The organism is Phenylobacterium sp. J426, from assembly GCF_024699945.1.
Lineage (GTDB): Bacteria > Pseudomonadota > Alphaproteobacteria > Caulobacterales > Caulobacteraceae > Phenylobacterium.
On the sequence record NZ_JAJOMY010000001.1, the window covers coordinates 1,843,546 to 1,866,436 of the forward strand.

A 22,891-nucleotide genomic window follows, 5' to 3' on the forward strand; every position below is an offset into this window, starting at 1 on the left:
ACACGGGTACGATTCCGAAACTGGGTACGTTGCCGTACCGTAAGTTTGATGGAATTCTCGCTCCGCTCAGGGGGTGGTGCAGCCGTGCACAAGACGCGGCGGGCCTCCCTGAGGGGAGGAAATTCGATGACGAAACGCAGTTATTTCTGCGGCGGCTCTCTGCTGGCCGTCACCCTCACACTTGCTGTTGCTTCGCCGGTTTCGGCGCAGTCGACGGGCGCCCGCCCGACCGACGTGGAAGAAGTGGTCGTGACCGGCTCGTTCATCGCCGGCGCCCGCGAGGACGCCGCCCTGCCGGTCGACGTCACCACGGCGGCCGATCTGCAGAAACAAGGCTCACCTACCATTGTCCAGCTCGTGAAGGCCTTGCCGGCGGCGGCCGGTTCGATCGGGGAAAGCAACCGGTTCCTCGGGAACACCGCCGGCTCGGCGACGGTCAACCTGCGCGGCTTCGGCTCCAATCGGACGCTGGTGCTCATGAACGGCCGCCGCATGGCGCCTTCCCCGGGGACGGTGGCGCTCGCCGGCGTCTATGACATCAACCTCATCCCGCAGGCGGCGGTCGGCCGCATCGAGGTGCTGAAGGGCGGGGCGGCGGCGACCTATGGCTCTGAAGCCATCGGCGGGGTGGTCAACTTCATCACCCGCAGGGACCTCGACGGCTTCGAGGTCAGCGGCAACTACAACTACATCGACGGGTCCGAGGGCGATTACGACGTCAGCCTCGCCTGGGGCAGCCGGTTCGACCGCGGCTCGGTGCTACTGACGGCGGGCTACCGCCGGCGCAGCGAGTTGCGCACCACCGACCGCGACTGGGCGCTGCAGCCGAACGCCAACAATCCTCTGGGCGGCTGGTCGGGCGCCGGAAATCCGGGCGTCTATCAGTTCTTCAGCGTGGGTACGCCGACCGGCGCCGTGAACCTCGGCGGCGGCGTCTATGGACAGCCTCCGGCCAGCGCCGCGAACCCCGGCCGCAACATCACCCTGACCAGTTTCAACGACGCCGGCTGCCTCGAACTGAACGGATTCCGCAACGCCGCCGGCACCTGCCTCTTTCAGTACAGCCGCTTCGACAACCTGGTGAACGATGAGGATCACTACCAGGTCTACGGCGAGGTGAATTTCGACGTCACCGACGACATCCGGTTCCACGCGGAGGGCTTCTGGTCGCGGCACGACGTGCCCGACGAGCGGGTGTCGCCCACGCAGTCGACCATCGTCTTCCCGACGCCCATCGCGGCGTCCGGCGGCTCGCCCGGCGGCGGCACGTCGCCGTTCCCGGCGCTCGCGGCCAATGAGGCGTCGAGGTTCTTCATCCCGTTCGCCAACCCAGGCCTGCAGGCCCTCTTCGCCTCCGGCTGCGCGGGAATCGTGGGCCCGACCGCGGCGGTGACGCCGGCGGTCGTGTGCAACGCCATCCAGAACGGCGTGACCGCTTCCCAGACCGGCTGGCGGCCTCAGGCTTACGGCGGCAATCCGCTGTACCCGGACGGCGCCGATCACCAGCGACGGGCGGTGGACGCGTTCCGCGTCTCGGCCGGCTTCAACGGCAAGCTCAACGACTGGCTGAACTTCGACGCCGCCGTGACCTATATGGACGCCCGCGGGACCTTCGAGACGCCGGACGAGGTGACGAACCGCGTCCAGCTCGCCTTGCGCGGTCTGGGCGGGCCGGGCTGCAATCCGAACACGGGCACGCCGGGAGCTGGCGCCTGCCAGTGGTTCAATCCGTTCTCGAACGCGATCCAGGCCGACGCCGTCTATGGCGGGGTCAACCCCTACTACCGCCAAACGGCCGTGCCGGCGAACACCAACACCCGCGAGCTGTTCGAGTGGATGCACCAGACCATCGTGGCGGAGAACACGTCCCAGACCCTGGTGGGCGACCTGGTGTTCAGCGGCACGGCCTTCACCGTGCCCGGCGGCGACGTGCAGTGGGCTGCAGGGGCGCAGTTCCGCTACGACCGGCTGGCGATCAATGCGGTGGACGACCGCTTCAACATCGACGCCAATCCCTGTGTCGACGACATCGACGACGGCCTTCCCCGCTGCACCACGGCCACCGGGGTGACGAACTTCGTCGCGGCCGTCCGTGAGAGCGACCTCGACCGCAATGTGAAGGCCCTGTTCGGCGAGGTGAAGATCCCGCTGCTGGACAACCTCGATGTGACCCTGGCGGTCCGCTACGAGGACTTCGGCGGCTCGATCGGCTCGACGACCAATCCGAAGGCGGACGTGCGCTGGCAGGTTCTCGATTCGGTGGCCCTGCGCGCCTCGGTGGGCACGACCTTCCGGGCGCCGCCGCAGGCGGCCGTGAACCCCGGCTTCGCGCGCATCAACAGCGCCTTCACCGATCCCACGTCAGGCGCGACCCTCTATCGGCCCGCGGACACCTACGGCAATCCGAACCTCGATCCGGAGACGGCCGACTATTACAGCGTGGGCCTGATCTTCAACCAGAGTCCGGTCAGCGCGACGCTCGACTACTGGAGCTTCGCCTTCAAGGACGAGCTGACCACCGAGACGGCGGCGCGGATCTTCACCAGCATGTTCCCTTCGGCGTCCCCGGCGGCCTGGCAGTGCGGCAACGCCGCGTTGCGCAACCGCTTCACTTTCGCCGCGGGCACGACTTTCGTGGGGCCTGACGGCACGAACTGCCACCCGTCGAACCTGCTCGCCGTGCGATCCAACAACATCAACGGTCCGAGCGTCGATACGTCGGGCGTTGACTACCAGCTCAATCTCCGGCTGCCGGAGTATAGGGAGGTCGCGTTCACCGCCGGCTTCGAGGGCTCCTATCTGATCGAGTACAAGCGCGGCGAACTGAAGACCCTCGAGGGCACCGTCATCGAGGCGGCGCTGGACCGGGCGGGCAAGTCGGAGCTGGTCTCGGCGTTCTATTCGTACCCTCGGGTGAAGGCGAACCTGTTCCTCAACGCCAGCGTCGGCGGACAGAACCTGCGGGCAACCCTGCGGTATGTGTCCAAGCTCAGGGACCGGAACCACGACATCGACCCCGCGACCGCCGGCGTCCAGGAAGCCACCATCAAGGCCTACCACCAGCTCGACCTGACCTATCAGGCGCTGCTGCCGTGGGACACGACGCTGACGCTGAAGGTCGACAACGTGTTCGACAAGGATCCGCCGTTCGCGTGGAGCCAGTACAACTATGACTACACGCTGGCGAACCCGCTTGGCCGGGTGTTCGGCGTCGGCCTGAAGAAGCGGTTCTAGACGGCATCCTCCAGGGGAGCTTTGGGGCGCCGGCGACGGCGCCCTCTTTTTGCTGCGGTCGCGGGTGGGTTCAGGGCTTGGCCTTGGGCGGCAGGGCCGCGACCTCGGCCGGCGTCAGCTTGCGGACACGCCGGACCGTGCAGCGCTGCGGTCCGATCGTCGAGGGTACGATCAGTTCGGCGTCGAGGCCGGAGCAGATCGTCGAGCCGCCGCGCGACCGGATGCCGATCTGCTGGCTCCAGTCGATCTCGTGGCAGCCTCCGAACAGCTCCAGCCGGTAGATGTCCTTCACGCCAACCCGGACGTTGACCACCTCGTCATTCTCGGCGGCGAAATTGTTGACCTGGTTGGCCCAGAAGCACTGGCGCCTGGGCTTGGCGGCGTCGTCGGCCGGCGACTTGGCGGCGACCGGGGCGGCCGCGAGGGCCAACGCCGTCAAGCCAGCGCCGACCGCGAGAGCCCCGGCGGCGAGGCGGGTCTTGATGTTCATGTCTCGGTTCCTGGCAGGAATGTCCCCCGAGCGGCGCGAATATAGGCCGAGTACAGCAACTACGAAACCTCGCGTGCGGGGAAGCGAGCAGGGTCGACCAGCGCCTGCGCCTCGGCGGGGAGCGGCGAGGGCGCGCCCAAGGCCAAGGCGGCGACGTGGTCGGCCAGCAGCGGCGCCATGGCGAAGCCGCGCGAGCCGAAGCCGGTGAGCGCCAGCACGTCCGTCTGGCCGCTGACGCCGGCGATCGGCAGCCGGTCCGGCGTGACCGCGCGAACGGAGGCCCGCCCCTGCAGAGGGGCGTGCGCCAACTGCGCGGAGAGCTCGGGAAAGGCGCGGGCCAGACTGGCGAGGTTGCGAAGGTGGTCTTCCGGCCGCACGTCGCTGCCTGTGTCGTCCCGATCGTGGGTGGCGCCGAAGAGCGCGCCGTCGCGGGTGGGAAGCACATACCCGCCCCAGGCCGCGGCGAAGCCGATCTGCGCCTGCGAGGTCCAGCTCGCCTGGCCGCGGACCGGCTGCAGCGGCAGCCCCGGGAGGAGGATGCGCGCGCCCAGACCCGCCGCGACGATGACGACGTCGGCGTCCAGTTCCTCGATGCGGGAGACCGTGCGGCGTTCGACGTCGCCCAGCCAGGCCGCCAGGATGCGGGCGGGCTCGACCACCAGGGCGGTGCGCTGATCGAGGCAGATGGGCGCCGGACCGGCCAGGCGCGCCGCGGCCTGCTCTGTCGAGAGGAGGGCGAGGCTGCCGGGCTCGAACAGATCGGAGCCGGCGATCTTGCCGAACCGCTTCGGGTCGCGGTCCGACATGGCGAGCTGCAGCACGCCCTCGGCGATGATCGCCTCCGGCAGGTCGCGAAAGAGGGCCGCCGCCCGGGCGAAGGCTCGGGCGAACAGCCGAGCTGGAGCGCCCAGGCCGGCGTCGAGGCGCGGCGTGACCAGGGCGGCGGGGTTCCCCGACCCGGCGGCCCCAGGCCGGTCCGCCTCGACCACGACGACTTCACCGCCCAAGGCCCGCACCGCGCGCGCCGCCGACGCGCCGGCCACGCCCGCGCCGACGACGGCCACCCGTCGCGCGCCCGCGTCCTGAGCCTGACCGGGCAGACGGGCTTCGAGCCGTTCCCGCTTGCGGCCGAAGCCGGGCCGCTTCTCGACGGTGAAGCCGGCGGCGGCGAGGCCGCGGCGAACCTGGCCGGCGACCGTGAAGGTGGCCGCGTGGGCGCCGGGAGCCGAGCGCGCGCCGACCAGGCCAAGGACCTCGTCGGACCACATCTGGGGATTCAGGGCCGGCGAGAACCCGTCGAGGAACCAGACGTCCGCCCGGCCGGTCCAGCCGGAGAGGGCTTCGCTCACGTCGCCCACGAAGATGTCGACGATCGCGGCGAGCGTCGGCAGCTCGATCCGGTGGAGGCCGCGGGCGCGGCCCGGCCAGCGGGCGACCAGCGCCTGGACGATCTCCGCCAGCTCGGGCCAGCGCCCGAGCGCGCGGGCGGCCTCATCGGCGCCGATCGGGAAGCCCTCGACGGTGAAGATGTGCAACTGGCCGCCCGGGGGACGCGTGCGCCGCCAGAGGTCCAGCAGGGCCGCGATGTTCAGCCCGGTTCCGAAGCCGAGTTCGCCGACGACGAAGCGTCGCCGGCCCGCCCAGGCGTCGGGCAGGCCACACCCCTCCAGGAACACCGCGCGCGTCTCGGCCAGGCCGTCTTCCGCCGAGAAATAGACGTCTCCGAACAGCCGCGACCGCGGCTGGCCGTCATCGGTCCAGTCGAGCGGGCTTGCAGTCATGGGCTCAGGCGTCATCGGGCGCGGAGAAGGGCCGCCGGCCTGTGGGCGGCCCGGGTCTCAAGCGAGCCTGGCGAGGGGCTCAGTGCTTCTCGGCCGGGGCTTCGGCGGCCGGGGGCGTCGTCGGCGCTTCGCTTGCGGTGGTCGTGTCGCCCGCGGCCAGGGCCGCTTCGGCCGCGGCGGCCTCCATCGCGGCTGTGGCGTCGTCGGGCGTGGCTGCGGCCTCGGTGGTCGCGGGCGTCGTCCCCGCGCCGTCGCTCGACTTCGAGCAGGCCGCCACGGCCAGGGTGGTCAGGGCGGGCGCCGGCGATGAGCAGCTTGCGCAGGAGCTCGGCAGTCATGGACCTTGTCCTCTCTCGATGTGCGGCCGCTCTGGACGGCGCGCGACGCCGCGGATTTAGGCCTCGTTGGGGATGTTCGAAAGTGCTTCTTCCAACTCGAGGAAGCTGGGCTGGGCGCCGGACGGCACGTTGCCGCGGCCGATCTCGACCGAGATCTGCGCGGCGTTGCCGTGCAGGTGGGCGACGAGCACCGACTGAATGATGCGGTAGAACGCGCCTTCCTCCTCGACGACCTCCTTCATGCGGGTCGCGAAGGGCCCCACGAGGCCGTACGCCAGGAACACGCCCAGGAAGGTGCCCACAAGCGCGGAGCCGATCATCCCGCCCAGCACCTCCGGCGGCTCGGTGATCGAGCCCATGGTCTTGATGACGCCGAGCACGGCGGCGACGATGCCGAGCGCGGGCAAGGCGTCGGCCAGGTTCTGCATCGCGTGGGGCGGGGCCAGCGCCTCGTGGTGATGCTTCTCGAGCTGCTTCTCCATCGCATCCTCGACCTGGTGGGGATCCTCCAGGTTCATGGTCATCATCCGCAGCGTGTCGCAGATGAAGTCGATGGCGAAGTGGTCCTTCATGATCTTCGGGAAGCGCGTGAAGATCGTGCTCTCGGTGGGGTTCTCGATGTGGCTCTCGAGCGCGATGACGCCCTTCGACTTCATTGTCTTGGTCAGCAGGAAGAGCAGGCTGAGCAGGTCGCGATAGTCGGCGGGCTTCCACTTCGGGCCTGAGAAGATCTTCCCGAAGCCGCCGACGGTGCCCTTGATGACCGGTATCGAGTTGCCGATCAGGAATGCGGCCACGCCCGCGCCGCCGATGGCCATCATCTCATGGGGCAGCGCATGGAGGATCACCGCCATGTTGCCGCCCGAGATGATGTAGCTGCCGAACACGAGCGCGAACAGCAGCACGATGCCGATGATCTGGAACATGAGCTCCCCCAGAGGAGCCGGAAGCTTGAGGGTTAATGCTTAATGTGTCGTGAGCGCAGCCTATCCTTTGGGGTTTGCGCCGCCGCGCATCGGGCGTAAGCCGACCTCCGATGCCCAGCTCCGCGCCTCCCGGCGAAGGCCTGTCCCGCCGGCCGTTCACGATCATCTTCTGCGTGTCGCTGGCGACGGCGCTGGGCAACACCGGCCTGATCTCGGTGCTTCCGGCGATCGGGCGATCGATCGGCATTCCCGACCCCATGGTGGCGGCCATCTTCTCGCTGTCGGCCGTGCTGTGGGCGGTGTCGTCGCCCTGGTGGGCGCGGGCCTCGGACCGTTACGGGCGCAAGCCGCTGATGCTGGTCGGGCTCTCGGGCTTCATGGTCTCGATGGCGCTGTGCGGGGTCGTGGTCAGCGCGGGGCTGCGCCACTGGGCGGCGCCGATGGTGATCTTCGCCTTCTTCCTGCTGGCGCGAGCCCTGTTCGGCCTCTTCGGCGCCGCCTCGAATCCCGCGACCCAGGCGTACGTCGCCGAACGCACGGCGCCGGAGAAGCGGACCCAGGCGATGGCCAGCCTGGCCGGCGCCTTCGGTCTGGGGACCGTCATCGGACCGTTCCTGGCCCCGCTGTTCGTCTATCCGGTGCTGGGTCTGGCGGGGCCGCTCTTCACCTTCGCCCTGATCGCGGCGGCCATGCTGTTCGTGGTCTGGCGCTATCTGCCCGAGACGCCGGTGTCGGAGGAGGCCCGCCGTCCGCGTCGGCCGGTCGTCGCGGGAGCGGCGAAGGAGAGGTCGATGTGGCGCGATCCGCGTGTCACCCCGTTCCTGATCTATGGCTTCATCGTCGCCACCTGCCAGACAGCCCAGGCCCAGACCCTCGGCTTTCTGATCATCGACAAGCTCGGCATGTCGCCGACCGAGGCGCAGTACTTCATCGCCATCGCCATGATGTTCGGCGCGCTCGCCGGCCTCTTGGCTCAGTGGGGCATCATCCGCATGTTCCAGATGACGCCGCGCCAGCTCCTGCGCTGGGGCGTCGCCGTGGCGGCGGCCGGCAACCTGATCGTGGCTCTGTCGCCGGACTACTATGTGGTGGTGGCGGGCTACGCGATCTCCAGCCTCGGCTTCGGCTTTGCGCGACCGGGGTTCACCGCCGGCTCGTCCATCGCCGTCGGCATCGAGGAGCAGGCGCGGGTCGCCGGCGTGATCGCCGCCGTGAACGGCATCAATGTCGTGCTCGCGCCGTTCTTCGTCTGGCTCTACCAGCACATGGGCCCGGCGCCGTTCCTGCTGAACGCCAGCCTGATGGCGGCGATGCTGATCTACGCGTTCCGCAATACCCAGCTGAGGAACGCCGATCCCGAGCCGGCGAGCCGTGAGGCGGCCACCGCCGCCACTCTGGAGAAGCGCGACGAGGGTGGCGTCTAGCGACCGGCTCCGGCGTCGGCCTTCAGTCTCTGGACCATGTCGGGCGACAGGTAGCCGTCGGCGGTCAGGCCGCGGCTTTTCTGCCAGGCGCGGAGCGCGGTTCGGGTGTTCATGCCGACGACGCCGTCCGGCGTGCCGGCGTCGAAGCCCAGGGCGTTCAGCGCCCGCTGGGCGGTCATGCGATCGACAAGCGACATCGGCTGCTCCTGCGGCCACGGGCGCACGACGCCGCTGTCTCCTGCGAACCGATCGGCCAGCATCCCGACCCCCAGGGCATAGGCCAGGCTGTTGTTGTACTTCCGGATCGCGAAGTGGTTCGGGAACAGCAGGAACAGCGGCCCCCGAGCTCCGGCCGGCGCGACGAGCTGGGCCTGCGCCGTCGCGTCGGAGCTGCTCCAAGGCAGGCCGTCGGCGCGTCTTACGCCCTGTTCGGCCCATTGGGCCGGGGTCAGGCGCGGGCCCTCCGTCTGGGCGTAGTCGAAGTTGGCCGGGACGGTGACCTCCCGCGCCCAGCTCTGGCCGCGCACCCAGCCGGCTTTCGAGAGCAGGTTCGCGGCGGAGGCCAGGGCGTCGCCGCGCGAGCCCCAGATGTCCCGCTTGCCGTCGCCGTCGAAATCCACGGCCGTGGAGAGGAAAGTCGTCGGGATGAACTGGGTCTGGCCCATGGCGCCGGCCCAGGAGCCTTTCAGGCGCGCGCGCGGGTGCTCGCCCGACTGGATGATCTTGAGCGCGGCGATCAGTTCGCCCTCGGCCCAGGCCCGCCGACGGCCCTGCGCGGCCAGGGTGGCCACCGAGCGGATCACGTCCATGTCGCCCTGGATGGCGCCGAAGCCGCTCTCCAGCGCCCAGACGCCCAGCAGGATCTCCCGGGGCACGCCGTAGCGGTCCTCGATGGAGACCCACTCTGGCATATCGGCGCGACGGCGCTGTCCGATCGCGGCGCGGTCGGCGGTGACCACGCCCTTCAGATACTCGCTGACAGGCTTGGAGAATTCCGGCTGGCGGCTGTCGAGCCCAGCCACCCGCGGATCGGGTGTCAGGCCAGCCATCTCGCGCTGCAGGACGTCGGCGCGGATGCCGGCGGCCCGCGCGCGGCCCTGGAACTCCGCGGCCCAGGCGTCGAAGATCATGTCCCCGGAGGCGGTGGGTGGCGTGATCGGCGCGGCTGGCGCCGGCGGCGCGGGCGCCTCGGCAGGTGCAGCCGTGGGCGCGGGCGGAGGCGGAGCCGGCCTGGGCGGGCTGGCGCAACCGGCGAGAACGGAGAGGGCGATGAGGTAACGGCGACGCATCATCCGATATCTAGTGCTCGCTGAATCCGGTCCCAATCACAACGCCGTCAGGTTGACGAAAGGCGTATGCCCCCGTATATGCGCGCCCTCTTGTCGAAACCGGGGCGGCGACGCCCCCTCAGCAGTACACGGTCATGAAGGTCAGAAGCTCGCTCAAGTCGCTCAAGACGCGCCACCGCGACTGCAAGCTCGTGCGCCGCAAGGGCCGGGTGTACGTCATCAACAAGACCGACCCGCGCTTCAAGGCCAAGCAAGGCTAAGCCGCGTGCCGAAGGCCCTGCTGTGGGACTTCGGCAATGTCATCGTGCGCTGGGACCCGCGCACGCTCTATGCCAAAATCTTTGAGGAACCGGCCGACCTCGACCGGTTCCTTTCGCATGTCTGCACCATGGCCTGGCACATGGCGCACGACGCCGGCGTGACCTTCGCCGAGAACCGCGCCCGCCTGTTGCCCCAGCATCCCGATTACGCCGAGGCGATTCACGCCTGGGAGAGCCGGTGGTGGGAGATGTTCTCAGGCGCGATTCCTGAGACCGAAGCGGCGATCGAGGCGCTTCATGCTCGCGGCGTGCCGCAGTACGGCCTGTCGAACGTATCCCATGAAACGCTGGAAGGCACGCTGGCGCTGAGCCCCGCGTTCAGCCGCCTCGAGGGGGTGATCGCCTCGGGTGTCGAGGGCGTGATGAAGCCGGACCCGGCGATCTTCCGGCTGGTCTGTGACCGGTACGGTCACGCGCCCGGCGAGATCCTGTTCGTGGACGACAGCGCCAGGAACATCGCAGCCGCGCGCGAACTGGGCTTCGACGTGCACCACTTCACCGAACCGGCGGCGCTCCGGCCTGCGTTGGAAGCGCGCGGGCTGCTCTAGCCGCCGTTGCGGACGAGCTCGAAGAATTCCTGACGCGTGCGCGGGTCGTCGCGGACCTCGCCCAGGAGATGGCTGGTGGTGAGCCGCGAGCCCGGCGTGTTCACCCCCCGCATCGTCATGCACGAGTGCTCGGAGACGATGACGACGCCGACGCCCTTCGGATCGAGGATGTCCTGGATAGCCTCGGCGATCTCGGCGGTCAGCTTTTCCTGGATCTGCAGACGCCGGGCGAAGCCATGGACGACGCGCGCGAGCTTGGAGATGCCCACCACGCGGTTGCGCGGCAGGTAGCCCACGTGCGCCTTGCCAAGGAACGGCAGCATGTGGTGCTCGCAGAAGCTCACCACGCGGATGTCCTTCAGGACCACCAGCTCGTCGTAGCCGCCGACCTCGTCGAAGGTGCGCTCCAGGTACTCGCGCGGATCGCTCTCGTAGCCGGAGAACAGCTCCTTGTAGGACTTCACCACCCGCTTGGGCGTATCCAGCAGGCCCTCGCGGTCGGGGTCGTCGCCTGCCCATTCGATGAGCGTGCGCACCGCGGCCAGGGCGTCTTCTTCGCTGGGCCGGCGCTTGCCGTCGGACATGTCAGATCCCTCCGCGTCGATGCGTCTCAACGGCTAGCTTCTAGTCGAGGTTCATGGCCGCATGACAGCCCCTTCGCGGCCCGCTAAACACCGCGCCTTCCCTGTCGCCACCCACTTGAGATAGAGCTTTGCCATGGCCGACGACGCTTCCGCGCACTCCGACATCCTGAACGCCACGGCTCAGGGTCAGCTCAAGAGCATCATCGAGCGCGTCGAGCGCCTCGAGCAGGAGAAGGCCGAGATCGCCGAGCAGGTGAAGGAAGTCCTGGCCGAGGCCAAGGGCAACGGCTTCGACGTGAAGATCATCCGCAAGGTCATCCGGCTGCGGAAGCAGGACCGCGCCAAGCGGCAGGAGGAAGAGGCGATCCTCGACCTCTATCTCTCGGCGATCGGAGAGATTTGAAGCGTAAGGCTCCCCTTTCGCCCTACGAGGCCCAGAAGGCGGCCGCCAAGCGCGCCGCCCTCAACGCCCTGAAACGCGCCCGCCGGACCGCCGACAAGGCGGGCGTCGAGCTCTCCGACTGGGAGGGCGAATTCCTCGGCAGCGTCACCGAACGTGTGAAGACCTTCGGCCGCGCCTTCGGCGACCCCGAGAAGGGCGCGCCCGGCCAGGCGCTCTCGGCCATGCAGGCCGTGAAGCTGCAAGAGATCGCCGCCAAGGCGAAAGGCGAGAAGAAGGGCCTCCAGCGGAAGCCCTTCAAGCGCAAGTCCGAGGACTAGGCCGCGGCCTCGTCGGCCTCGCCGGCGCCCTTGATCAGACCTTCGAGCCCGTTCTCGCGGACCTTGCGGTAGAGCGTCGAGCGGCCGATGCCGAGGCGGCGGGCCACCTCGCTCATGTGGCCGGCGTAGACCTCGATGGCGTGCTGGATCAGGTCGCGTTCGATCTCGTCCAGCGGGCGGATATGGCCCTTATGGTCGAGGATGCGCACCGGGCTTTCCGGCATCGGCAGGGAGGCGGCCAGTTCAGCGGCTGACGGCACTGGCATCGGCGTGCTCAGCGCTTCCGGCGGCGGGGCGGCGATGCCGGAGATGGCCGGGAAGTCGTGCGGCTGCAGATAGGGCGCGTCCGCGAGCACGATGGCGCGATAGACTGCGTTCTCCAGCTGGCGGACGTTGCCCGGCCAGTCGAAGGCGGTCAGGCAGGCCAGTGTCTCAGGCGCAGCGCCGACCACAGCCTTCCCCTCTTCCACGTTGAAGCGCCGGACAAAGCAGTCGACCAGCGCCGGCACGTCTTCCTTCCGCTCGCGCAAGGATGGCGCCTCGATCGGGAAGACGTTCAGACGGTAGTAGAGGTCCTCGCGGAAGCGGCCCTCGGCGACGGCGTTCGACAGGTCGCGGTTGGTGGCCGAGACGATGCGCACATCGACCTTGATCGAGCGCTTCGAGCCGATCGGGTCGATCTCGCTCTCCTGCAACGCGCGCAGCAGCTTGACCTGCATGTCCAGCGGCAGCTCGCCGACCTCGTCCAGGAACAGCGTGCCGCCGTTGGCCTCCTGGAACTTGCCCAGGTGCTTGTCGGTGGCGCCGGTGAAGCTGCCCTTCTCGTGGCCGAACAGGATCGACTCCACGAGGTTGTCGGGGATGGCGCCGCAGTTGACGGCGACGAAGGGCTTGCCGGCGCGGTCGGACGAGCCGTGCACGGCGCGGGCGATGACTTCCTTGCCGACGCCGCTCTCGCCGGTGATCAGGATCGGGATGCCGGACTTGGCCGCGCGTTCGCCCAGCCGCTTGACCATCGTCATCGCGGGCGAGGAGCCGATCAGGTCGTCGAAGGTGGTGCGGCCGCTCGTGTGCTTCTTCAGCCGATCGACCTCGCCCTTCAGGGCGCCCATCGACAGCGCATTGCGGATGGACACGATGATCCGCTCGGGGGCGGCGGGCTTGACGAAGAAGTCGGTGGCGCCGGCCTGCATGGCCTGGACGACGGTGTCGATGCCGCCCGTGGCGGTCACGACGATCACCGGCTGGTTGAAGCCGCGCGCCCGCATCTCCGTCAGGGTGTCCTGGCCCGAGATGCCCGGCATCACGAGGTCGAGCAGGACCACGTCGGCGGTCCCGCCGGCGGCGAGGCGCGCGATCGCCTGATCGCCGGACTCGGCGTAGGCGACCGCGAAGCCTTCGCGCTCCAGGACCGCCTGGATCAGGCGGCGTTGTGTCGGGTCGTCGTCGACGACCAGGACCGTTTTGGCCATGTGAAAACACCCACCGGAATGTCTCGGCCGTCTTTCTGACGACCTGCGTTGTTGTCCCCGTTTGATACAGGGCAGCGGTAAAGGCGGGGTTTCGGAAGCCTGAGTCGGAGGTTAACGGCGGACCTTATTCGGCCGCGACGAGAACCGGCTCACGCGGCAGAGCCGGCAGGCTGAACCTGGGCAGGAAGAACTGCACGATCGGGCCGATCGCCAGTGCATAGAGCACGGTGCCCACGCCGACCGTGCCGCCCATGAGCCAACCGGCGGCCAGCACCGTGATCTCGATGCCGGTGCGCACGCGACGGAGCGGCCAGCCGGTCCGGCGGGCAAGTCCGGTCATCAGGCCGTCGCGCGGCCCCGGGCCGAGGCCCGCGCCAATATAGAGGCCGCCGGCGATGCCGTTGAGCAGGATGCCCAAGGCCAGGAACAGCGCGCGCAGCGGATAGCCCTCGATGTCGGGGACGAGCGGCGCGGTGGCGTCGACGGCCAGGCCGATGACGATGACGTTGGCGACGGTGCCGATGCCCGGCTTCTGCTTGAGCGGGATCCACAGCAAGAGGACAAGCGCCCCGATCAGGCAGACCACCAGGCCGAACGACAGCGGCGTCTGTTCCGTGACGCCCTCGTTGAGGACGCCCCAGGGCTCCAAGCCGAGGCCGGCCTCCAGCATCACGGAGATAGAGAAGCCGTACAGCACGAGGCCGGCGAACAGCTGGATGAGGCGGCGGATCATCATAGAGGCCAAGGTGGTCGCAACTGGCCTTGGATTAAATAGCCAGTGGATGTAGCGTGGCCTTATGAGCCCCCGCCGCATCCGGGCCGCCTCGCTCATGCGCCTGCTCGGCGCGTGGCGCGGGGACCAAGCCGGTCCCGCCTACCGCCAGCTGGCCGATGGCCTGCGCCTGTTGATCCTGGACGGCAGGCTGCCGCTCGACGTGGTGCTGCCGGGCGAGCGCGAACTGGCCCAGGCGTTGGAGGTCAGCCGGACGACGGTGACGGGCGCCTTCACCCGCCTACGCGAACAGGGCTTCCTGCAGAGCCGCCAGGGCGCGGGCGCGCGCACGCGGCTGCCCACCGGGCCGGGCCACCGCGACTCGGGTCCGCTGATCCGCCCGAGCGAGCCGGGCGTCGTCGACCTGACGGCCGCGGCCCTGCCCGCCGGGGACTTCGTGCACCAGGCCTACGCCAAGGCCATCGAGGCGCTGCCGGCCCACCTGCCGCATCACGGCTACGAGCCGGTGGGGCTGATGGTGCTGCGGGAGGCGGTGGCCGACCGCTACACCCGCCGGGGCCTGCCGACGACGCCGGAGCAGATCCTCGTCACCCACGGCGCGCAGCACGCCTGGGCGCTGATGTTGCGGCTGCTGACGGGGCCGGGCGACCGGGTGGTGATCGACCATCCGACCTATCCGAACGCCATCGACGCGATCCTGCGCTCGTCCTGCCGGCCGGTGCCGGTGAGCCTGCCGCAGGACGGCTGGGACTTGGACGGCGTGGTGGCGGCGTTCCAGCAGAGCGCGCCGCGGCTGGCGCACCTGGTGCCGGACTTCCACAACCCCACCGGCCGCTGGATGGACTTCGCCGGCCGCGAGGCGATCGCCGCCGCGGGTCTTCGGACCCGCACGGTGGTGGTGTTCGACGAGACCATGCTGGACCTGTCGCTGGAGGGGCCGCGGGCGTCCTACGGCTTCGAGGAGCCGCCGGGCGCGATCGTGCGCCTGGGTTCGACGGGCAAGAGCTTCTGGGGCGGTCTGCGCATCGGCTGGATCCGCGCCGAGCCCGAGATGATCGCAGCGCTTGGCCGCATGCGGGCCTCCATCGACCTCGGCACCCCCGTGCTGGAGCAGCTCGCCGCCGCCGCCCTCCTGCGGGACGACGAGGCGGCGCTGGCCGCCCGCCGGGCCGAGCTGCGCGAACGCCGGGACCGGCTGGTCAAGCTTGCGGCCGAGCGGCTGCCGGAGTGGCGGGTGGCGCCGCCGCCGGGCGGCCTGTCTGTCTGGGCCGAGCTGCCGGCGCCGGTGTCCAATGCGCTGGCCGCCACCTGCGAGCGGCACGGCGTGCGGATCGCCGCAGGCCCACGGTTCGGCGTCGACGGCGCGTTCGAGCGCTTCGTGCGGCTGCCCTTCACCCTGCCGGCCGAACCCATGGCCGAGGCGATCGATCGCCTGGCGCTCGCCTATGTCCGGCTGCGTCCGCAGGCGGCGAACACCTCGGAGGCGGTGACCCGCGCCGTAGTATGACGACTAGCTCTTACGCGGCGGCACGCTTGCCGCGGCGGCGATCCGGGGCATAGTTCCTCCCAAAAGCTGCGCCACGCGAATGAGCCGGCTGCTGGGAGGGCGAGATGAAGATCATCCGGTTCGGGCTCATTGCGGCCGCGGTGCTGAGCCTGGCGGCCTGCCAGAAGGCGGGGACGGCCAACGTCGACGGCAAGCGCATCGCCGAGGCCGACGCCAACGCCGAGTGGCTGTCCTACGGCAAGGGCTATTCCGAGCAGCGGTTCTCGCCGTTGGACAAGGTCAACGCCGGCAACGTCGGCCAGCTGGGCCTCGCCTGGTACGCCGAGTTCGACACCGACCGCGGCCAGGAGGCGACGCCGCTGGTCGTGGACGGCGTGCTTTACACCACGACGGCCTGGTCGAAGGTCCTCGCCTTCAACGCGAAGACGGGCGAGCGGCTCTGGGCCTTCGATCCAAAGGTGGAAGGGGCGAAGGGCTTCAACGCCTGTTGCGACGTGGTCAACCGGGGCGTCGCCATCTGGAAGGGCCGCGTCTACGTCGGCACGATCGACGGACGGCTGATCGCGCTGGACGCCAAGACCGGCGACCAGGTCTGGTCGGTGCAGACGACCGATCCCTCCAAGCCGTACACGATCACCGGCGCGCCCCGGGTCATCAAGGACAAGGTGCTGATCGGCAACGGCGGCGCCGAATATGGCGTGCGCGGCTACATCACCGCCTACGATGCGGCGACCGGCAAGCAGGCCTGGCGCTTCTTCACGGTGCCGAACCCCACCGGAGCCCCGGACGGCGCCGCCTCTGACAAGGTGATGCGTGAGAAGGTCAATGCGACGTGGTCCGAGGGCGAGTGGAAGAAGACCGGCGGTGGCGGAACGGCGTGGGACTCCATCGCCTATGACCCGGCTCTCGACCTCGTCTATTTCGGCATCGGCAACGGAAATCCCTGGAACCACAAACTGCGGTCGGGCGGGCAGGGCGACAACCTGTTCGTGTCGTCGATCCTGGCGCTGAAGCCGGACACCGGGGAGTACGCCTGGCACTACCAGACGACGCCGGGCGAAAGCTGGGACTACACGGCGACCCAGCACATCATCCTGGCCGACCTGACCATCGGCGGGCAACCGCGCAAGGTGCTGATGCAGGCGCCGAAGAACGGGTTCTTCTACGTCATCGACCGCGCGAACGGTCAACTGATCTCGGCCAAGAACTACACCAACATCACCTGGGCGAGCGGCGTCGACCTGAAGACGGGCCGGCCGATCGAGAACCCGGCCGCGCGCTATCAGCAGGCCTCCACCGTGCTGCAGATCCCGGGGCCCCTGGGGGCGCACAACTGGCAGCCGATGGCCTTCAATCCGAAGACCGGCCTCGTCTACATCCCCACTAACGTCACGCCGTTCGCCTATACCGACGACAAGGGCTTCGGCGTGAAACAAGGCGCCTGGAACACGGGCGTCGACTTCCTGACCAACGCCCTGCCGACCGACGCCGCGACGCTCACGGCCCTGACCGCCATGATCAAGGGCCAGCTGGTCGCATGGGATCCGGTGAACCAGCGCGCGGTATGGACCAAGGACCATCCCTACTTCTGGAACGCCGGCGTGCTGTCGACGGGCGGCGGCCTCGTCTTCCAGGGCGCGGCGGAGGGCCAGTTCCGGGCCTATGACGCCGCCAACGGCAAGGAGCTGTGGGCCTATCCGACGGGCAACGGGATCATCGCCGCGCCCATGACCTACGAGATCGACGGCGAGCAGTATGTGGCGATCATGGTGGGCGCCGGCGGCGGCGGCCAGATCTCGGCTCCGGCGTCGCTGCCCGTGCGGCCCAGGCTGCCCGGCCGACTGCTGGTCTTCAAACTGGGCGGTCAGGTCCAGGCGCCGGCCTTCCCGGCGCCGCCTGCCGCGGCCCCGATCGACCTGGCCTCGATGGAGCCGTCGACCGGCGACACGCAACGCGGGTTCGCGCTGTTCCACCAGCACTGTCAGGTCTGCCACGGCCCGAACGCCTCGGGCGCCTGGCTGCCGGACCTGAAGCGTTCGCCGATCACGGCCTCGGCGCAGAGCTGGCAGGCGGTGGTGATCGAGGGCGCCAACGCGCCGCGCGGCATGGCCAGCTTCGCGCGCTTCATCAGCCCGCAGGACGCCGAGGCGGTCCGCGCCTACGTCATCCAGGAAGCGCGGACGGCCGCGGCAGCGACGCCGGCGGCCGCGCCCGAGACCTCACAGGGCTCGCGCGTCGCGCCCGCGCCCAAGACCTGAGCGCGCTAGCGGGGAGAACAGCGTCGAACTGCTCGGCGATCCAGTCGGCCTGGGCGTCGGTCAGGATCAGCGGCGGGGCGATGCGAATGGTGTGCTCGTGTGTCTCCTTGGCGAGCAGGCCTCGGGCCTGCAGCGCCTCGCACACCCGCCGCGCGCCTCCAGCCTCGGGATGCAGCTCGACAGCCAGCATCAGGCCGCGGCCGCGCACCTCCTTGACGCCGCCGGCCTTGATGGCGGCGAGCTGGCCTTTCAACCGATCTCCGACGCGGGCGGCGTTCTCCACCATGCCTTCCTCCGTCAGCGCCCGCAGGGCCGCCCGCGCCACGGCGCAGGCCAGCGGATTGCCGCCGAATGTGGAGCCGTGCTCGCCTGGATGCAGCACGCCCATGACCTCGGAGTTCGAGAGCACGGCAGAGACCGGGTAGAAGCCGCCGGACAGCGCCTTGCCGATCAGGCTGAGGTCGGCCTCGATCCCCTCGTGCTCTTCCGCCAGCAGCTTGCCGGTGCGGCCGAGGCCGGTCTGGATCTCGTCCAGGATGAGGATGACGTTCTCGCGGGTGCAGAGCTCGCGGGCGGCCTTCAGATAGCCCGCGGGCGGGATGATGACGCCCGCCTCGCCCTGGATCGGCTCCAGCAGCACGGCCACCGTGTTCGGCGTGACCGCCGCCTCTAGGGCCTCTCTGTCCCCGTAGGGCACGACCTTGAAGCCCGGCGCGAAGGGGCCGAAGCCGCCGCGGGACTGCGGATCGGTGGAGAAGCCGACGATGCTGATGGTGCGGCCGTGAAAATTCTCGGAGGCGACGATGATCTCGGCCGCTCCGTCCGGGACCCCCTTGACCTCGTAGCCCCACTTGCGAGCCACCTTGAGCGCGCTTTCCACCGCCTCGGCGCCGGAGTTCATCGGCAGCACCTTGTGGGAGTTGGTCAGCGCGCAGAGCTCCTCGTAGAAGGCGGCGAGCTGGTCGTTACGGAAGGCGCGCGAGGTGAGCGTCAGCCGGCCGGCCTGCTCGACCATCGCCTGCAGGATTTTCGGGTGGCAGTGGCCCTGGTTCACGGCCGAATAGGCTGAGAGGCAGTCCATGTACCGGCGGCCTTCGACGTCCCAGACGTAGACGCCCTCGCCGCGCGTCAGGACCACGTCGAGCGGCTTGTAGTTCTTCGCGCCATAGAGCGACTCCAGGGCGATGTAGCTCTGGGTCAGGGTGTTCTGCAGGGCGATGTCGTTCATCGGACGGCTCCCTATTCGGCGGCGAGGATGGCGGCGGCGGGGGGTGCTCTTCCGGTCGAGCCGGAGCGTCATGCAGTAGGCGGCGCCGCCTGAGCGGATGAAGGGCGCGAGGTCGACCTCGACGAGCTGGTAGCCGCGGTCGCCGAGCTTGCGGCGGAGACTCTCCGGCGCGCGCGCCATGATCACGGTGGAGCCGACGTTCACGGCGTTGACGCACAGCGCCGCGGCCTCGTCGGCGTCGGCCTCGATCCGCTGCTGCTCGGGCACGCGCTCATGGATCGCCGCCAGGGCCTGGGGCGTGAAGGCCGCGGGATAGTAGAGCACCTGTCCGCCAGCCAGCGGGCAGAAGCAGGTGTCGAGGTGGTAGAAGGCCTCGGTGGCAAGCTCGAGCGGTACGACGTCGTGGCCGAAGGTTTTCCGCACGACCGACAGCGCCCCGCGGCTCGACCGCGGGCCGAAGCCACCCCAGAAGAAGCCGCGATCATGGTCCCAGATCGCGTCGCCGGCGCCCTCGTGGAACAGCCCGTCCGAAAGGTCGACGATCTCTCGCACCAGGCCACGGGCTTTCAGCCGCTGGAACACCGAGCGGAAGACCGCCTCTTCGCCCTGGCGTTGGGGATGGCGGAAGCGGGCCAGCAGCACCTTGCCATCGAGCACGACGGCCGCGTTGGCCGGGAAGACGAGGTCGGGCAGGCCCTTCACGGCGCCGATCACCTCGACGTGGGCGCCGGCCGCTTCCAGGGCCTGGCGCAGGGCGGCGGAGCCGGCGCAGGCCTGGGTGGCCTGCTCCGGCGTCCACGCATCCGGATCCATCCACGGGTTGATGCGATAGCTGATGTCGAAACAGCCCGGGTCGGTCATTACGAAGAACGGCCGGCCATCCATGCGGAACTCCCTGCAAAGCTTTTCACAAAGGAGCGTGGCCTAAGGCCGCGTTAGCGAAAAGCCGCAGCTTGTCTGCATAATGTCGTTCAGTTTAGCGGAGTGCCATAATACGCTAGCGATATGATCGACGATCTCGACCGACGACTGATCGCCCTCCTTCGCGCCGACTCGCGGATGCCGGCCGCGTCGCTCGCCCAGGCGCTGAAGGTCTCGCGAGGCACTGTCCAGAACCGGATCGACCGCCTCATGAGCCGCGGCGTGATCCAGGGGTTCACAATCAGAACCAAGCCCGAGATGGAAGCGAACCGGGTCCGGGCGATCATGTGCATCGAGATCGAGGGCGAGCGGGCCGGCGCGGTGGTCAAGGCGCTGCGCGGCTTTCCGGAGGTGGACAAGGTGCACTCCACCAACGGCCGCTGGGATTTGGTGGCCGAGCTGGACGTCGAGACACTGGCGCAGTTCAGCGAGGCGCTCGACCGGATCCGCGAGATCGAGGGCATCGCTTCGACCGAAACCTCGATCCTGCTGGCGACCCAGAAGGCCTAGGCCTATCTCTGGGCCATGAACGCGCCCTTCAAGACCGACGCGCTGCCTGAGTGGCGGCTGGACGACCTCTACGCCGGCCGCGAGGACCCGCGCATCGCCGCCGACCTGCAGGCAGCCGCCGACATCAACGCGCGGCTGGTCGAGCTGAAGGGGCGCCTCGTCGCGGCCCGCGCCGAACCGAAGCTGCTGGGCGAGCGGCTGGATCTGGGCGTGCAGCTCTATGAGGACGCCACCAATGCCCTGTGGAGCGTCGGCGCCTATGCGTCGCTGGCGGCGTCCACGGCGCGCAACGATCCGGCCTGGTCGAAGTTCGAGGCCGATCTCCGGAGCCGGTCGTCTCAGATCGCCGCGGAGAGCCTGTTCTTCAGCCTGGAGATCAACCAGCTGGAGGACGCCGAGATCGAGGCGGCCTTGGCGGCGCATGCGGCCGCCGCGCGCTGGCGGCCGTGGCTCCGGCGTGTGCGGCTGAGCCGCCCGCACGAGCTCTCCCCGGATCTGGAGCGGATGCTGATCGATCGCGGTCCGGCGGTCGCCAACTGGGTGCGCCTGTCGGACGAGACCCTGGCCGGCCTCAAGGCGAAAGTGGGCCCGGAGACGCTGACGCTGGCCGGGGTTCTCAATCGGATGTCCGATCCGGACGCCGGGCGGCGCAAGCAGGCCGCCCAGGCGCTGGCCCGGGCGCTGGCGCAGCGGAGCGCCACGCTCGCGCTGTGCCTGAACACGCTGGCCTTCGAGAAGCAGGTCGAGGACCGCTGGCGCAAATACCCGACGCCAGCCGCCGCGCGGCACCTCGCCAATGAGGTGGACGCCGACGCCGTCGAGGCCCTGGAGGCGGCGGTGGTCGAAAGCTACGAAGCGGTCAGCCATCGCTACTATCGGCTGAAGGCCAAGGTGCTGGGCAAGGACGCCCTCGACCATTGGGACCGCAACGCCCCGCTTGAGGCCGGCCAGCCGAAGACCTACGCCTGGGAAGAGGCGCGAGGCATGGTGCTGGAGAGCTTCGAGGCTCTGGCGCCGCGGTTCGCCGACACCGCCCGCACCTTCTTCACCCAGCCGTGGATCGACGCCCGACCCCGGGCCGGCAAGCAGTCCGGGGCCTATTCCCATCCGGTGACCGCCAACCGGCATCCGTACGTCTTCATGAACTACATGGGCGAGCGGCGCGACGTGCTGACGTTGGCACATGAGCTGGGTCATGCCGTGCACCAGACCCTGTGCGCGCCCCTGGGCACGCTCTTGGCCGACACCCCGCTGACGCTGGCGGAGACCGCCTCGATCTTCGGAGAAGGCCTGGTGTTCGAACGCCTGCTGGCGGAGGCGACGCCGGAAGAGCGCCGCGGTCTGCTGGCCGGCAAGATCGAGGACGGGATCAACACGGTGGTCCGGCAGATCGCCTTCCACCGCTTCGAGACCAGGTTCCATGCCGCCCGGCTGCAGGGCGAGCTGTCGCCCGAGGAGATCGGCGGCCTGTGGCTGGAGGTGATGGGCGAAAGCCTCGGGCCGGCGGTCAAGCTCAACAAGGGCTACGAGCACTACTGGGCCTATGTGAGCCACTTCGTGCACGCGCCGTTCTATGTGTACGCCTATGCTTTTGGCGACCTCCTGGTCCGCGGTCTCATGGAGAAGCGCCGTGAGGATCCGCAAGGCTTCGCGCCGCTGTACGAACAGCTGCTCGCGGCGGGCGGTACAAAGACCTACGTCGAGGCCCTGGCCGCTTTCGGGCTCAATCCGCGCGAGAAGGCGTTCTGGGCGGCCGGCATGAAGCAGCTGGAACGGCTCGTCGACGAGTTCGAGGCGTTAGTCTAGGCCGCGGCGTCGAAGGGCGCGAAGACGATCGGCCGCTCGTACGGGGCGTCGGCGACCTTCAGAACGTGCTTCAGCGTGCGGATGCTTGACGCCTCGCCGGTCATGGAGACGGCGCCCTGGGCGACGGCGTCCGCATAGCCCTCGTAGCCCATCCAGACGCGGATGAAGGCCTCAAGTTCGGCGGCGATCACAACCTGGACCTCCTTGCCATCGGGCGCCTTGAAGCAGACCTCCACGTCGTCGGCGCGCAGAACGATCCACCAGTACCGACGGGTGGCGTGAGCCTTGGGTACGCCGCGGAACTCCAGCCGCAGTACGATTTCGCGGTCGGGCAGGTCGCGAGGATCGATCTGGCGCTTCATGCTCCAGACCAGCATGGTCGGGTCCATGTCTGCGGGCCCCAGCCGGCCCTGGCCATAGCGCTGTCCCCACGCGGACATCATGACGATGATGTCCCGGAAGGCCTCGCCCGCGCGGGTGAGGCGATAGAGCTTGCCCTGAGCCAGTGGTTCGGTCGCCACCACGCCCGCGTCCTCCAGCTCGGTCAGGCGCTGGACCAGCAGCGCGCGGGACATGGTCGGCATCCCGCTGTGCACCTCGGAGAAGCGCTTGGGCCCAAAGCACAGCTCGCGCACGATCAGCGGCGTCCACCGCTGGGCGAAGATCTCGGCCGTCTTGGCGACCGGGCAGAATTGTCCGTAGCCCTTCATGCCTAAATCGTCGCTAGTCGAACGACGTTCGACAAGTTCATTCTTCGAACTGGAGGCGAGATCGCCGTTTGGAGAATGAGGGTTCTCAGAGA

The 22,891-nt window shown here is 69.2% G+C and carries 20 protein-coding genes; 10 read left to right on the plus strand and 10 right to left on the minus strand.

What is annotated here, in order from left to right; translation table 11 throughout:
• Window positions 1-126: 126 nt before the first annotated feature.
• On the plus strand, window positions 127-3,234 hold the full coding sequence (locus tag LRS10_RS09690; protein WP_257837067.1) for a TonB-dependent receptor domain-containing protein: 3,108 nt from the start codon (window positions 127-129) through the stop codon (window positions 3,232-3,234).
• Window positions 3,235-3,304: 70 nt separating this feature from the next.
• Here the strand turns inward: LRS10_RS09690 and LRS10_RS09695 are convergent, their stop codons facing one another.
• From LRS10_RS09695 to motA, 4 genes are all read right to left on the minus strand, one after another.
• The gene (locus LRS10_RS09695; RefSeq protein ID WP_257837068.1) at window positions 3,305-3,724 is read right to left on the minus strand and encodes a DUF6491 family protein; all 420 of its coding nucleotides are present in this window, start codon (window positions 3,722-3,724) and stop codon (window positions 3,305-3,307) included.
• Between the two features lie 59 nt (window positions 3,725-3,783).
• Window positions 3,784-5,505, minus strand: a complete 1,722-nt coding sequence (gene mnmD / locus LRS10_RS09700; RefSeq protein WP_257837069.1) for a tRNA (5-methylaminomethyl-2-thiouridine)(34)-methyltransferase MnmD — start codon at window positions 5,503-5,505, stop codon at window positions 3,784-3,786.
• 79 nt (window positions 5,506-5,584) lie between these two features.
• Complete coding sequence (locus LRS10_RS09705) at window positions 5,585-5,782, minus strand: hypothetical protein (protein WP_257837070.1); 198 nt, start codon at window positions 5,780-5,782, stop codon at window positions 5,585-5,587.
• Between the two features lie 117 nt (window positions 5,783-5,899).
• Window positions 5,900-6,769, minus strand: coding sequence for a flagellar motor stator protein MotA (gene motA / locus LRS10_RS09710; protein ID WP_257837071.1), 870 nt, complete (start codon window positions 6,767-6,769; stop codon window positions 5,900-5,902).
• A gap of 110 nt (window positions 6,770-6,879) precedes the next feature.
• On the opposite strand from motA, the gene LRS10_RS09715 reads away from it, so the two are divergent.
• The gene (locus tag LRS10_RS09715; RefSeq protein WP_257837072.1) at window positions 6,880-8,193 is read left to right on the plus strand and encodes an MFS transporter; all 1,314 of its coding nucleotides are present in this window, start codon (window positions 6,880-6,882) and stop codon (window positions 8,191-8,193) included.
• On the opposite strand, the gene LRS10_RS09720 is transcribed toward LRS10_RS09715, so the two are convergent.
• Complete coding sequence (locus tag LRS10_RS09720; RefSeq protein ID WP_257837073.1) at window positions 8,190-9,485, minus strand: lytic murein transglycosylase; 1,296 nt, start codon at window positions 9,483-9,485, stop codon at window positions 8,190-8,192. The genes LRS10_RS09715 and LRS10_RS09720 overlap by 4 nt on opposite strands.
• A gap of 131 nt (window positions 9,486-9,616) precedes the next feature.
• Between LRS10_RS09720 and ykgO the strand changes: the two genes are divergently transcribed.
• On the plus strand, window positions 9,617-9,742 hold the full coding sequence (gene ykgO / locus LRS10_RS09725) for a type B 50S ribosomal protein L36 (protein WP_012523667.1): 126 nt from the start codon (window positions 9,617-9,619) through the stop codon (window positions 9,740-9,742).
• 5 nt (window positions 9,743-9,747) lie between these two features.
• The gene (locus tag LRS10_RS09730) at window positions 9,748-10,350 is read left to right on the plus strand and encodes an HAD family phosphatase (RefSeq protein ID WP_257837074.1); all 603 of its coding nucleotides are present in this window, start codon (window positions 9,748-9,750) and stop codon (window positions 10,348-10,350) included.
• Here LRS10_RS09730 and folE read toward each other — a convergent pair.
• A complete protein-coding gene (gene folE / locus LRS10_RS09735; RefSeq protein WP_257837075.1) occupies window positions 10,347-10,934 on the minus strand; it encodes a GTP cyclohydrolase I FolE in 588 nt (195 codons plus the stop codon). The genes LRS10_RS09730 and folE overlap by 4 nt on opposite strands.
• Before the next feature lie 133 nt (window positions 10,935-11,067).
• On the opposite strand from folE, the gene LRS10_RS09740 reads away from it, so the two are divergent.
• Both LRS10_RS09740 and LRS10_RS09745 read left to right on the plus strand, forming a co-directional pair.
• Window positions 11,068-11,337: a DUF2312 domain-containing protein gene (locus LRS10_RS09740; protein ID WP_257837076.1), complete on the plus strand. Its 270-nt coding sequence runs from the start codon at window positions 11,068-11,070 to the stop codon at window positions 11,335-11,337.
• Window positions 11,334-11,654, plus strand: coding sequence for a hypothetical protein (locus LRS10_RS09745; protein ID WP_257837077.1), 321 nt, complete (start codon window positions 11,334-11,336; stop codon window positions 11,652-11,654). The genes LRS10_RS09740 and LRS10_RS09745 overlap by 4 nt, the downstream gene beginning before the upstream one ends.
• Here the strand turns inward: LRS10_RS09745 and LRS10_RS09750 are convergent.
• Both LRS10_RS09750 and LRS10_RS09755 read right to left on the minus strand, forming a co-directional pair.
• On the minus strand, window positions 11,651-13,126 hold the full coding sequence (locus LRS10_RS09750) for a sigma-54 dependent transcriptional regulator (RefSeq protein ID WP_257837078.1): 1,476 nt from the start codon (window positions 13,124-13,126) through the stop codon (window positions 11,651-11,653). The genes LRS10_RS09745 and LRS10_RS09750 overlap by 4 nt on opposite strands.
• Before the next feature lie 124 nt (window positions 13,127-13,250).
• Window positions 13,251-13,859 carry a YitT family protein gene (locus LRS10_RS09755; RefSeq protein ID WP_257837079.1) on the minus strand — a complete coding sequence of 203 codons (609 nt, stop codon included), beginning with the start codon at window positions 13,857-13,859 and terminating at the stop codon, window positions 13,251-13,253.
• Window positions 13,860-13,923: 64 nt separating this feature from the next.
• On the opposite strand from LRS10_RS09755, the gene LRS10_RS09760 reads away from it, so the two are divergent.
• Both LRS10_RS09760 and LRS10_RS09765 read left to right on the plus strand, forming a co-directional pair.
• The gene (locus tag LRS10_RS09760) at window positions 13,924-15,366 is read left to right on the plus strand and encodes a PLP-dependent aminotransferase family protein (protein WP_257837080.1); all 1,443 of its coding nucleotides are present in this window, start codon (window positions 13,924-13,926) and stop codon (window positions 15,364-15,366) included.
• 104 nt (window positions 15,367-15,470) lie between these two features.
• Window positions 15,471-17,624 (plus strand): PQQ-dependent dehydrogenase, methanol/ethanol family, encoded by a 2,154-nt coding sequence (locus tag LRS10_RS09765; RefSeq protein ID WP_257837081.1) that lies wholly within the window; start codon window positions 15,471-15,473, stop codon window positions 17,622-17,624.
• Here the strand turns inward: LRS10_RS09765 and rocD are convergent.
• Window positions 17,530-19,737, minus strand: a complete 2,208-nt coding sequence (rocD, locus tag LRS10_RS24465; RefSeq protein WP_308237947.1) for an ornithine--oxo-acid transaminase — start codon at window positions 19,735-19,737, stop codon at window positions 17,530-17,532. The two genes, LRS10_RS09765 and rocD, sit on opposite strands and share 95 nt — an antisense overlap.
• 120 nt (window positions 19,738-19,857) lie before the next feature.
• Between rocD and LRS10_RS09780 the strand changes: the two genes are divergently transcribed.
• Window positions 19,858-20,283: an Lrp/AsnC family transcriptional regulator gene (locus tag LRS10_RS09780; protein WP_257837082.1), complete on the plus strand. Its 426-nt coding sequence runs from the start codon at window positions 19,858-19,860 to the stop codon at window positions 20,281-20,283.
• 15 nt (window positions 20,284-20,298) lie between these two features.
• Entirely contained in the window at window positions 20,299-22,089 is a 1,791-nt protein-coding gene (locus tag LRS10_RS09785) for a M3 family oligoendopeptidase (RefSeq protein WP_257837083.1), read from the plus strand.
• Here the strand turns inward: LRS10_RS09785 and LRS10_RS09790 are convergent.
• A complete protein-coding gene (locus tag LRS10_RS09790; RefSeq protein ID WP_257837084.1) occupies window positions 22,086-22,799 on the minus strand; it encodes a helix-turn-helix domain-containing protein in 714 nt (237 codons plus the stop codon). The genes LRS10_RS09785 and LRS10_RS09790 overlap by 4 nt on opposite strands.
• Between the last annotated feature and the right edge of the window lie 92 nt (window positions 22,800-22,891).